This window comes from Hoeflea sp. (genome assembly GCF_039975035.1).
Taxonomy (GTDB): Bacteria; Pseudomonadota; Alphaproteobacteria; order Rhizobiales; family Rhizobiaceae; genus Hoeflea.
Window position 1 is genome coordinate 1 of the sequence record NZ_JBDWHW010000261.1, and the last position, 12,460, is coordinate 12,460.

The 12,460-nt window shown below is 60.5% G+C and carries 10 protein-coding genes; all 10 read left to right on the forward strand.

The features are described from left to right. A partial coding sequence (locus ABJN75_RS23480; RefSeq protein WP_348442104.1) for a HAMP domain-containing sensor histidine kinase occupies positions 1 to 804 on the forward strand: 804 nt, incomplete at its 5' end. After that, a complete protein-coding gene (locus ABJN75_RS23485) occupies positions 801 to 1,271 on the forward strand; it encodes an HPr kinase/phosphatase C-terminal domain-containing protein (protein WP_348442105.1) in 471 nt (156 codons plus the stop codon). The genes ABJN75_RS23480 and ABJN75_RS23485, both read left to right, overlap by 4 nt. Before the next feature lie 155 nt (positions 1,272 to 1,426). Continuing rightward, positions 1,427 to 1,828, forward strand: coding sequence for a PTS sugar transporter subunit IIA (locus ABJN75_RS23490; protein WP_348442106.1), 402 nt, complete (start codon positions 1,427 to 1,429; stop codon positions 1,826 to 1,828). After that, on the forward strand, positions 1,828 to 2,112 hold the full coding sequence (locus tag ABJN75_RS23495; RefSeq protein WP_348442107.1) for an HPr family phosphocarrier protein: 285 nt from the start codon (positions 1,828 to 1,830) through the stop codon (positions 2,110 to 2,112). The genes ABJN75_RS23490 and ABJN75_RS23495 overlap by 1 nt, the downstream gene beginning before the upstream one ends. A 118-nt stretch (positions 2,113 to 2,230) precedes the next feature. After that, complete coding sequence (ahcY, locus tag ABJN75_RS23500) at positions 2,231 to 3,628, forward strand: adenosylhomocysteinase (protein WP_348442108.1); 1,398 nt, start codon at positions 2,231 to 2,233, stop codon at positions 3,626 to 3,628. Positions 3,629 to 3,930: 302 nt separating this feature from the next. Then, positions 3,931 to 6,357: an ATP-binding protein gene (locus ABJN75_RS23505; RefSeq protein ID WP_348442109.1), complete on the forward strand. Its 2,427-nt coding sequence runs from the start codon at positions 3,931 to 3,933 to the stop codon at positions 6,355 to 6,357. 5 nt (positions 6,358 to 6,362) lie between these two features. After that, entirely contained in the window at positions 6,363 to 7,871 is a 1,509-nt protein-coding gene (gene tsaE / locus ABJN75_RS23510) for a tRNA (adenosine(37)-N6)-threonylcarbamoyltransferase complex ATPase subunit type 1 TsaE (RefSeq protein WP_348442110.1), read from the forward strand. Between the two features lie 17 nt (positions 7,872 to 7,888). After that, positions 7,889 to 8,644, forward strand: a complete 756-nt coding sequence (locus ABJN75_RS23515; protein ID WP_348442111.1) for a nucleotidyltransferase family protein — start codon at positions 7,889 to 7,891, stop codon at positions 8,642 to 8,644. Continuing rightward, positions 8,641 to 11,859 (forward strand): double-strand break repair protein AddB, encoded by a 3,219-nt coding sequence (addB, locus tag ABJN75_RS23520; RefSeq protein ID WP_348442112.1) that lies wholly within the window; start codon positions 8,641 to 8,643, stop codon positions 11,857 to 11,859. Before ABJN75_RS23515 ends, addB begins: the two co-directional genes overlap by 4 nt. Beyond that, a partial coding sequence (locus ABJN75_RS23525) for a UvrD-helicase domain-containing protein (protein WP_348442113.1) occupies positions 11,852 to 12,460 on the forward strand: 609 nt, incomplete at its 3' end. The genes addB and ABJN75_RS23525, both read left to right, overlap by 8 nt.

Here is a 12,460-nt window from a genome sequence, read left to right on the forward strand (position 1 = left end):
CCGGATTTTTCAGACCGGCAGGACGAGATCGGCAATCTTTCGGTTGCGCTTCGCGAAATGACCAATGCGCTCTATGACCGGATTGCCGCGATCGAGAGTTTTGCCGCTGATGTCAGTCACGAACTGAAGAACCCTCTCACCTCGTTGCGCAGTGCGGTCGAAACCCTGCCGCTCGCCCGCAATGAACATTCCCGCAAGCGCCTGATGGATGTCATACAGCACGATGTCCGCCGCATGGATCGCCTGATCAGCGACATCTCCGACGCGTCGCGGCTTGATGCCGAACTGGCCCGTCAGGACGGAGTCGCGGTGGACATGAAGAAGCTGCTCAGCGAACTTGTGGAGATCGCCAGGCAGATTCGCGCCGGTGCCAAGGTTGTCGCGATCGAGTTGAAGATCGACAGCCGCAATGCACCAAACTCCGCGTTTTCCGTGCTTGGTCATGATCTCAGGCTGGGACAGGTCGTCACCAATCTCATCGAGAACGCCCGTTCTTTCGTGCCCGAGACCGGAGGCCGCATCAATATCCGGCTTGGCCGCCGCCGCGGAATGGTTCAGATCATGATCGAAGACAACGGCCCAGGAATTCGCGCCGAAGACATCGAACGCGTGTTCGAGCGGTTTTACACCGACCGTCCGGACGGGGAGGATTTCGGACAGAATTCCGGTCTCGGCCTGTCCATTAGCCGCCAGATCATCGAGGCCCATGGCGGTCACCTGACGGCGGAAAATATTCCGGGCAATGAGGATGGCAAATGGGCCGGCGCCCGCTTCATCATTGAACTTCCCGCCGAACGGCCATGACGGAGCGGGCCGTTGCAGCCGGGGACTGCATTCATGCAACCGCGATTGTTGTCGGGTCGTGCGGCATGTTGTTTGTCGGGCCTTCGGGGTCGGGCAAAAGCCGCACCGCGTTTGCCTGCCTCAATGCAGCGCTCGCCCGAGGGTGGAACGCGGCGTTGATCGCTGATGATCAAACTGCCCTGACGGTCACCGGAGGTCGCTGCATTGCGTCCTGCCCCGAGCCGATCCGCGGCTTGCTGGAACTGCGCGGCACCGGCATCGTCACGTTGCCAGCGCTTGGCCGGGCGGTCATGGATATCGTGATAGCCCCGACCGTGCCGTCGGGCGCAACCCGGCTTCCACCCGAAGCTGAAACCTTTTCGTGCAATGGAATACGACTGCCACTCATGCGTCTGTGGCCCGATGGCCCGGTCGATCCGCTTTCCTGCATTCGCGCGGCGAGGCCGGAGCTGTTTTTGGCCCGTTGAGCGGCCTGAGGGACGGAATTGCTGCAATTGTGATGTTTTTTGGCTTGAACTTCGCCTGCTTCTGTCCAAGATGAAAACCGAAACAGTTCGCAACTGCGAAACAATCAGCATGGCCTGGTGACAAATCGGCTGGGCGGTATGCTGCTGGAGGCAAAATGATCGGATTGGTGCTTGTCACCCATGGCAAGCTCGCGGAAGAATTCCGGCATGCGCTTGAGCATGTGGTCGGACCGCAAACCGCCCTGGAAACAGTCTGCATCGGGCCCGAGGATGACATGGACCAGCGTCGGCTCGATATTGTCGGCGCGGTGTCTCGCGTCGAAAGTGGTCATGGCGTCATCATTCTGACCGACATGTTTGGCGGCACGCCGTCCAACCTGTCCATATCGGTGATGGATCCGGGGCGGATTGAAGTCATTGCCGGAGTCAATCTGCCGATGCTGATCAAACTGGCAGGGGTTCGCGGCTCCAATGACATGCAAAAAGCCCTTGCTGACGCTCAGGATGCGGGTCGCAAGTACATAAATGTCGCAAGCCGCCTGCTGACCGGCAAGTAATGACTGGTTCTTCCGTGAAATCCAGATCCTTCGAGATCGTCAACAAGCGTGGCCTGCACGCACGGGCTTCGGCCCGGTTCGTTCAGACCGTCGAGGGCTATGACGCCACGGTGCGTGTGACGCGCGAAGGCTCCACTGTCGGCGGAACCTCGATCATGGGATTGATGATGCTGGCTGCCAGCCCGGGATGCTCGATTGCGGTCGAGGCTGAAGGCCGCCAGGCCGACGATGTCCTCGATGCCCTCGAGGCATTGATCGCCAGCCGATTCGGTGAAGAAGCTTGAATATTCTCACATAAAGACATCTTTATATCATGTTGCCAGCATGGCCGTTTCCTGCTATGGCAGCGCCCATGCAATCCAGCCTGTCCTGTCTGGATCTCAAAACCTTTGGGAAAACAATATGACTGACACTCAAGACTACGTCGTAGCCAATATCGAGCTGGCCGATTTTGGCCGCAAGGAGCTTGATATCGCCGAAACCGAAATGCCCGGCCTGATGTCCTTGCGCGAAGAATACGGATCAGTACAGCCGCTCAAGGGCGCCCGCATCGTCGGTTCGCTGCATATGACCATTCAGACCGCAGTGTTGATCGAAACACTGGCTGCGTTGGGCGCCGATGTGCGTTGGGCGTCGTGCAACATCTTCTCCACCCAGGACCATGCGGCTGCGGCCATTGCCAAAAGTGGAATTCCGGTGTTTGCGGTCAAGGGTCAGTCCCTTGTCGAACATTGGGACTATCTGGACCGCTCGTTCATGTTCCCCGAAGGCGCGAACATGATCCTCGACGATGGTGGCGACGCCACCCTGTACGTTCTGTTGGGCGCACGGGTTGAGGCCGGCGAGACCGATCTGATCGAAGTCCCGACGTCCGAGGAAGAAGAAGCGATTTTTGCCCAGATCAAGAAGCGCATGAAGCAGAGCCCCGGCTGGTTCACCAAGACTCTTGGCGACATCAAGGGCGTTTCGGAAGAAACCACCACCGGCGTGCATCGTCTCTACGACCTGCAGAAGAAGGGCCTGCTGCCTTTCCCGGCTTTCAACGTCAACGATTCCGTCACCAAGTCGAAGTTCGACAACAAGTACGGTTGCAAGGAAAGCCTCGTCGACGGCATCCGCCGCGCCACCGACACCATGATGGCCGGCAAGGTCGCTGTTGTCTGCGGCTATGGTGATGTCGGCAAGGGCTCTGCGGCGTCCCTGCGTGGCGCCGGTGCGCGCGTCAAGGTCACCGAAGTTGACCCGATCTGCGCCTTGCAGGCGGCAATGGACGGTTTTGAAGTGGTCACCCTGGAAGATGTGGTCAAGTCGGCCGACATCTTCGTCACCACCACCGGCAACAAGGACGTGATCCGGATCGAGCATATGCGCGAGATGAAGGACATGGCCATTGTCGGCAACATCGGCCACTTTGACAACGAGATCCAGGTAGCCGCGCTGAAGAACCACAAATGGACCAACATCAAGGATCAGGTGGACATGATCGAGATGCCCTCGGGCAGCCGCATGATTCTGCTGAGCCAGGGCCGCTTGCTCAATCTGGGCAACGCCACCGGTCACCCGAGCTTTGTCATGTCGGCATCGTTTACCAACCAGGTGCTGGCGCAGATCGAACTCTGGACCAAGGGCGATCAGTACCAGAATCAGGTTTATGTGTTGCCCAAGCACCTTGATGAAAAGGTTGCACGTCTGCACCTGGACAAGATTGGCGCCAAATTGACCCAGCTGCAGACCGATCAGGCCGATTATATCGGTGTACCGGTTGAAGGCCCGTTCAAGCCGGAACACTACAGGTACTAGTTTTTAACTGGATACCCACAACATATTGAAACCGCATCCTTGACAACAAGGATGCGGTTTCTTTTTGCGCGTCTTGCCCTTCACCGTGATTCGCGAAGCAGGTATGTTTTCTTCCATTGATTCGTTTTGCGTTGTGGCGGCGCGAACAACGGATTGGCGATGTCTTGTCAAACAGACGACGAGGGGACGAAGACATGCCGGTGAAGAGAGATTCACGCGGGCGCGACAGGTTAACCGGATTCAGACGGGCAATGGCCTGCGACCTCGTTGCATTCCGACGAAAAATACTGACCGGAACAGCCTTGCTCACTGGTTGTCTCGTTGTTCCGGCCGGTTCGGCGCTGGCTCAGGCGGATGCCGCTGGCGGTTTGTCGGTCTCCTCTCTTGAAGTGGTGAATTTCGCCATGGTCATAGGCGCCATTTCGGCAGCCATGATCTCGGCCATCTGGCTTATCCGCGAGCGCGGCAAGATCGACCTCGAAAACGCCGGACTGCGCACAGCCCTGGCTGACGCCAATGCAAAGCTCTCAAGACATCAGGCTCTGATCATCGACCGGGATCGCCAGATCGTGGTGTGGGACGGCGTCGGATTGCCCGCGGAAATCCTGGGAAATCTGGCTGCCGAAACCGGAGCGCCCCAGAAAACGAGCGAATTCCTGGCCTTTGGCCGATGGCTGGAGCCAAGATCCGCTGCCAGCATAGATGACGCAATCGACAAGCTGCGCGCCCAGGCCGAGCGCTTCGATCTGATCGTGGAAACAGTTCGGGGCCATGTCATCGAGGCGCAGGGCAGGGTTTCGGGCGGTCGTGCCTTTGTCCGCTTTGTCACCCTGTCAAACGTTCGTGCCGAACTGGCCAAACTCAAGACCGAACGCAACCGGTTGCTGGCCTCGCTTGATACATTCCAGTCCTTGCTGGATGTGATTGACATGCCGGTGTGGCTGCGCGGTCCGGACGCAAATCTGATCTGGGTCAACCACGCCTACACGCGCGCCGTCGAGGGTGAGGATCGCCAGGACGTGTTGTCCCGCGGCATGGAGCTGCTGGGAACCGCGGCGCGTGAACGGGTTCGTGCGGCAGTGACGCCCGAACGCCCGTTTCTCGACAAGATTTCGACAGTCATTCACGGTCATCGCCGCTTTCTTGAAGTTGCCGACGTCAAGACGCCATCCGGCAATGCGGGACTGGCGCTGGATGTATCGATTGAAGAGGATCTGCGCGAAGAGTTGCGGCGTACCATTCAAAGCCATGCGGAAACGCTCGATCATCTGGCGACACCGGTGGCCATTTTCGATCGTGATCAGCGGCTTCAGTTTCACAATCAGGCGTTCCAGCGCCTCTGGGAGCTTGATACGCCGTTTCTTGCACGCCGGCCAGACAATGGCGAGTTTCTCGAACGCCTCCGCGCCGAAGGCAAGCTGCCCGAACCGCATGCCTGGCGCGAGTGGAAGGAGCAGATCCTGTCGGCCTACCGGTCTGTGGAAACGACACCACATCTCTGGCACCTGCCGGATGGTCAGACGCTGCATGTCATTGCCAATGCCCACCCGCAAGGCGGCGTCACCTGGGTTTTCGAAAACCTGACCGAGAAGGTTGATCTCGAAACCCGCTACAATACTTTGCTGCAGGCTCAGGGCGAGACCATCGACAATCTGGCCGAAGGCGTCGCGGTGTTCGGCCCCGATGGCAAGATCCGGTTGTCAAATCCCTCATTCCGGGCGCTCTGGGGTCTGACCGAACAGCAGGTCAAGCCGGGCACGCATATCCGGCTCATCGCCGAAGCGTGCGAGCCGTCGCATCGCGAGGCTGACGGCTGGAAACTGTTCGCCGGGGCGATTACCGGTTTCGAGGATGAGCGCAGCACCGGTGAAGGCCGCATCGAACTAACCACCGGGCTCATTCTTGATTATGCCATCGTGCCGCTGCCCAACGGCCAGACCATGATCGCTTTCGTCAATGTCACTGACAGCGTCGGCGCCGAACGCATGTTGACCGAGAAAAACGAGGCATTGCGCAAGGCCGATGTGCTCAAGAACGAATTCGTCCAGCATGTGTCCTATGAATTGCGCTCGCCGCTGACCAACATCATCGGGTTCACCGAACTGCTGCGGACCCCGGATTTTGGCGAGCTCAACGAGCGCCAGTCCGAGTATCTTGATCATATTTCAACGTCGTCGTCTGTGCTGCTGACCATCGTCAATGATATTCTCGATCTGGCGACGGTGGATGCCGGCATCATGCGGCTTGAACCGGATTCAGTGAACATCGCAGGCCTCTTCGCCGAAGCCGGAGAGCAGATTTCCGACCGGCTCAAAGAAAACGGGCTTTCACTCGATATCGATATCGCCGGCGCGCCTGAAGAAATGATCGGCGATCATCAGCGGCTCAAGCAGATCCTGTTCAAACTGTTGATGAATGCCGCGAATTTTGCTCCCGACGGATCGGTTGTCCGCCTGACGTGCAAGCAGGATGAAGACGCGGTGATCTTCGCGGTGTCGGATTCCGGTCCCGGAATACCTGAAGGTGCGCGCAAGGATGTCTTCGCCCGGTTCGAAACCAATGGTCAGACCGGCCGGCGCCGCGGCGCCGGATTGGGTCTGTCGATCGTCCAGAGCTTTGTCGGATTGCACAACGGCACCGTCGCGATTGAAGGCGGGGACAAGGACGGGGCAACCATTGTCTGCCGTTTTCCGCTTGACCGTCCACTTGCCCGCAACGCGGCCGAGTAACCTCATTGCTTCCGGCATCCATCCGCATCGAACTGGCCGATCCGGTTGCCACCGCGCTGTTTGCCGAAGACGTGGCGCTGGCCTTGAAACAGGGCGACTGCCTGTGCCTGTCAGGCGAACTTGGCGCCGGAAAATCAACCTTTGCCCGGGCGCTGATCCGCGCGATTGCCGATGATCCCGAGCTCGATGTGCCGAGCCCGACCTTTACGCTGATGCAGTGCTACGAGTTGCGCCTGCCCGTTGCCCATCTCGATCTCTACAGGATCGGATCGCCGGATGAACTCGACGAACTGGGTCTCGACGATGCGCTTGCCGAAGGCGCTGCACTGATAGAGTGGCCGGAAAAGGCGCTGGAGCGTTTGCCGGAAGACCGGATCATGATGCGCTTTGATGGTCTGGGTGACAGCCGCACCGTGACAATTGCCGCACCGACTGCCTTTCGTGCCCGGCTGGAGCGGTCTCGTGCTGCCCGGGCTTTTCTTCTCCAAGCCGGCCTCGGTATGGCCGCCCGCCGTTACTTGCAGGGCGATGCCTCGTCACGCAGCTACGAGACCATCCGCCTGTCCGGGCGTGACACGGTGATCCTGATGAATGCGCCGCATCAGCCCGACGGACCACCAATCCGAGACGGTCTGCCCTATTCGCGGATTGCCCATCTGGCCGAGGACGTTGTTGCCTTTGTGGCCATCGCCAACTGGCTTCGCGCCCAGGGCCTCGCCGCGCCGGAAATACTGGCCGAGGATCTGGATCAGGGCTTCCTGCTGGTCGAACATCTCGGCGCTGGCAACTTTCTCGATGACGAAGGTCGGCCCGATCCTGACCACTACCGGGTGGCGATCGATTGCCTCGCGCTCCTGCACTCAAAAGACCCGCCCCGGACCCTCTCCGTCAGCGGGCGCCAGCATAGTGTGCCGGCTTATGATCACCGGGCGATGCAGATCGAAGTCGAGCTTCTGACCGACTGGTATCTGCCCTGGCGGCGTGGCGGTCCTGTCCCCGACAGCGAGCGCGAAAGCTATCTTGATGTCTGGCGGACCCTGTTTGCGCGACTGGACAATGCGGAAACATCGATTGTTTTGCGGGACTACCATTCGCCCAATCTGATCTGGCGGGAAGACAGGTCGGGTTTGGACCGGCTCGGCATTATCGATTTTCAGGATGCGATGATCGGGCCGTCAGCCTATGATGTCGCTTCGTTGTGTCAGGACGCCCGGGTAACAATCCCGCAGGATCTTGCCGACGACCTGCTCGATCACTATGTGCAGACCCGTTCCAGGCATAATCCGGAATTTGACGAAGAGATGTTCCGCGAAGCCTATGCGATCATGGCGGCTCAGCGCGCCGCCAAAATTCTCGGGATATTCGTGCGCCTCAAGCAGCGCGATGGAAAATCCGGATATCTGGTTCATTTGCCCCGGATCGAAGCCTATATCGCGGCCTCTCTTGCTCATCCGGTGCTGCAACCCTTGCGCTTCTGGTTTGCAAAGGCTGGTATTGGCCAAAGCGAATCATAAACCGGAACGCCAGACCGATGCCCATCACATCCGCCATGATCCTTGCCGCGGGGCTTGGCACACGCATGCGACCGATCACCGACACGCTGCCCAAGCCGCTGGTCGAAGTGGCGGGCAAGCCGCTGATTGCCTATGGGCTTGAGGCGCTTGCCCGGCTCGGCGTCAACCGCATCATTGTCAATGTGCATTACCTCGCGCCGCTGCTGATCGACTGGTTGTCCGCCCGGCCCGGCGCGGAAATCCTGATATCAGACGAAACCGAAGAACTTCTTGATTCCGGTGGTGGCATTTTCAAGGCACTGCCAATGCTGGGAACCGATCCGCTCCTGGTCCTCAACGCCGACACGTTCTGGATTGAAGATCCTGCCGCCGGGCGCGACAATTTGGCTGTGATGGCTGATCGTTTCGATTCCGAATCAATGGATATCCTGTTGATGACCGCGCGGCTTGACCAGGCCACCGGCCACACCGGAGCCGGTGATTTTACATCCGACCCGGACGGACGGCTGAGCCGCTACAACAATACCGGTGAACCGGTCATCTATGCCGGCGCCATCATCCTGCATCCGCGGATTTTTGATGGGATCACCGATTCGAAATTCTCACTCAACCGGTGTTTTGATCAGGCCGCCAGCGCCGGGCGCCTGTTTGGCGCGCCGATGCAGGGCCATTGGCTCACAGTCGGAACGCCCGAAGCAATCGGCGCGGCGGAATCGGCCATGTCTGCCTATCTGGGCAGCCGGACCACCGGCGCAGGCGAACAGGGACAGTGACCCGGTCCGCACCCAGAATTCTGAGCATTCCGCCCGGCGCAGCATTCCTGCGCACGCTGGCCGAGACGATTCTGTCTGGCGAACTGGTTTCCGGCTTCGCCTACAATGCTGCAAATCCGCTGTCGCTCGCCGGAGCCACGGTATTCGTACCCACCCGTCGCGCCGCCAGGGCATTGCGCTCGGAACTGACCGATCTGATCGGCAAGGGATCGGCGATCCTCCCGGCGATCCGAGCATTGGGCGAAACCGATGATGACGCCGGGTTTTTCGAGTCCGCCGATCCCGAAACCCTGGCGCTCAACCCGCCGATTCCCCAGATAGCAGCCACCCTGCGCCTTGCCGATCTGGTGCTGGCCTGGAAACAGGCCCTGCCGCAGACGGTCCGTGACCATCTTGACGGGATGCCGCTGGTTGCGCCCGCCAATCCGGCTGATGCGATCTGGCTTGGCCGGTCGCTGTTCGAGCTGATCCAGGCGGTGGAAACCGAAGAATGCGATTTCGCCGGCCTCGATACCGTCGTTGCCGGGGATTTGCAGCAGTGGTGGCAACTCACCAGCGAGTTTCTCAAGATCGCCAGGGAGTTCTGGCCTGCTCTGCTCGATGAAATATCCCGCTCAAGCCCGGCTCGCCATCACAACGCAATGATTGACGTGTTCACGCGCGGGCTTGCCGCAGCACCTGCCAATCGCCCCGTCATCGTCGCCGGGTCCACCGGCACCAGGCCATCGACCGCCCGGTTGATTGCCACAGTGGCAGGCCTTGAACAGGGCGCCGTGGTGTTGCCCGGGCTCGATCACGCCATGCGACCATCCCATTGGCAGGCCCTGTCGAAGGCGGCAACCAACTTCACATCGCCGGACGGCCGGGTTCAGGTTGACGTGGCCATCCGCAGCCACCCGCAATATGGCTTGCTCCATCTGCTTCAAAGTTCGGGTTCGGATGCCGGGCAGGTCGATGAGATACCCGACATCGGCCGGATCTCTCCCGAACTTGAGGCCCGCAGGGCCATCGTTTCCGCTGCGTTGCTGCCGGCAGCCACGACCGAGGCCTGGGGCGAACCGGGATTTCTGCCCGATGCTTCGGAGATCAGCCGCGGACTGGAACATGTCAGTCTGATCGAGGCAGCCAACGAGCGGGAGGAAGCCACAGCCCTCGCCGCAGCCATGCGCCGCGCGCTTGAACCGCGCCCGGATGTGCCGGAGCCGACCACGGCGCTGGTTACCCCTGATCGCAATCTTGCCCGCAGGGTTGTCATCGAACTTGGCAGGTTCGGAATCGAGGCCAATGATTCGGGCGGCATCCCGCTGGCTTCCAGCCCGCAGGGTGGGCTGGCGCGACTGGCAGTGCAGGTGGCGTTTGGCCCGGGTGATGCGGTGGCGATCGCGGCCCTGATCAAACATCCGCTGGCGCGCTTTGGACTCACGCGGCAACAAGCCCGGGCGGGCGCAGGCCTGGTCGAGCGGATTGCCTTGCGTGGCGGCAGCGGTGATGCCGACATTGACGATCTCCCGGTCCTGGTGAGTGAGCGCCAATCCCGGCGGCTGGATCGTCATGCCCCGCACTGGCTTACCCGGATCACCGATCAGCAGGCGGATCAGGCTTGCGAATTTGCCCGCCGCGCCGCCGATGCCCTCTCTCCGCTGACCTCGGTGCTGGATGCTGCCTCCGGTGTCCCTTCCGGTCCGGGCATGACCACTCAGATCGCGATCGGCACATTGGCGGGTTTGACAGCCACGGTGCTGGAACAGATTTGTACCGATGAGTCCGGTTCACTCGAAACGATATGGGGCGATGAAGCCGGAGCCGATCTCGCCGGCCTGCTGCTTGAAACCCGTGACAGCGGTTCGATGCTTGCCATGACCGGTCATGAATGGATCGGGGCGCTCGATGCGCTGATGTCGGGCAGAATGGTCAAGCCGCGTGGTGGCGGCCATCCCCGGGCCTTCATCTGGGGTTCGCTCGAAGCCAGGCTGCAGCATGTCGATACGCTGCTGATGGGTGGATTGAACGAAGGTGTCTGGCCGCAGGCTGGTCAGGAAGATCCTTTCCTGTCGCGCTCGATGAAGGCGGCGATCGGTTTGGAACCGCCCGAACGCCGCATCGGTCAGGCAGCCCATGATTTCCAGATGGCGATGGGCGCGCCGGAGGTGGTGCTGTCGCGCTCCTTCCGCTCCGGCAAGGCGCCGACGGTCGCCTCGCGCTGGCTGCAACGGCTTCTGGCCGTCGCCGGTGAGGAGCCGGCGAATGAAATCAGGGCAAGAGGTGCAGCACTTCTCGCCCATACTCGGAGTCTGGACCAAGCCCCGTCCGTCCCGCCGTCCCGGCGCCCCGAACCCTACCCGCCCGCCAGGCTGCAGCCAAAGAGTTACTCTTTTTCCGAAGTCGGCAGATTGCGCCGCGACCCCTATGCGATTTACGCCAGACGCATATTGAAGCTCGATCCGCTGGAAGCCTTTCTCGCCGATCCGGGTCCGCGCGAGCGGGGTACATTGTACCACCAGATCCTCGAGGAATTTGTTTCGGATACGGAACCCTCTGGCCGAAACCTCGAGACACTCGAACGGATCGCAGCCAAACACTTCGCCGAGGCCAGCTTGCCCGACGCCACCGCATTGATCTGGCGGATGCGCTTTGGCAAGGCCGCCAGGACCATTGTCGACTGGGAGATGGAGAACATCGGTGAACTGCGCCGGTCGCTGGTCGAGGCGCGGGCAAGCCTCGAGCTTCCTCTGCCGGAGCTCAAGCTTACCGGAATGGCTGACCGGATCGATCTGCGTCAGGATGGGTCTGCCTGGATCATCGATTACAAGACAGGCGGATCACCATCGCGCAAGGGGGCGCGCATTCTTCTCGATCCGCAACTGGCGCTGGAGGCCTATGCGCTGATCAATGGCGGTTTTGCCGATATTGGAAAAATGCCTGTGTCCGGACTGCTCTACTTGCGCCTGACCGGCAGGGAACAATTTGCCGACCGGATTGATGATGATCCGGCAAAGTCGGGCAAGGGCGAGCCGGTCACCGCCGAAGACTTGGCCGAAAAGGCTGTCGAGGAATTTAGCCGGCTGGTCAGTTTGCTCAGAACCGGCAAGCGCGGGTTCCTGTCGCGCGCCATCCCGGAAAGTGCCCGGGCGGTTGGCGGCGATTACGACCACCTGGCCAGGGTTGCCGAATGGCAGACCGCGGTGGATTCGGAAGGAGCCGATGGCGATGACTGAACCTGATGGCGTCAGCAGCGTATCGGAAACCACGTTGCGACAGAATCTGGCGGCCACCCCGACTTTGTCAGCCTGGGTGTCGGCCAATGCCGGTTCGGGCAAGACCCATGTGCTGGCCCGCCGGGTCATCCGGCTGCTCTTGCGCGGCGCACGCCCGTCGGCAATCCTGTGCCTGACCTACACCAAGGCGGCATCGGCGGAAATGTCCAACCGGGTCTTCAGGACCCTTGGCGAATGGGTCCGGCTTGATGATGCGGCACTGGCTGAAAAAATCGCCGAACTGGAAGGGGCAAGCGTTGATGCGCAGCACCTGATTCTGGCACGACGGCTGTTCGCCACGGCGCTGGAAACCCCGGGCGGTCTCAAGATCCAGACCATTCACGCTTTTTGCGAAGCGGTTCTGCACCGGTTTCCGCTTGAGGCGAACATCCCGGGTCATTTCAGCGTTCTCGATGACCAGAAGGCAAACGAACTGCTCGCCGAAGCCCGCCGGCAACTGATGTCGGCGCAAACTTTCGAGGACGATCCGGACCTGGCTGACGCAGTCACCACGGCGATCGATATCGGTGGCGAGGTCGGTTTTGGCAGGCTTCTTTCTGGC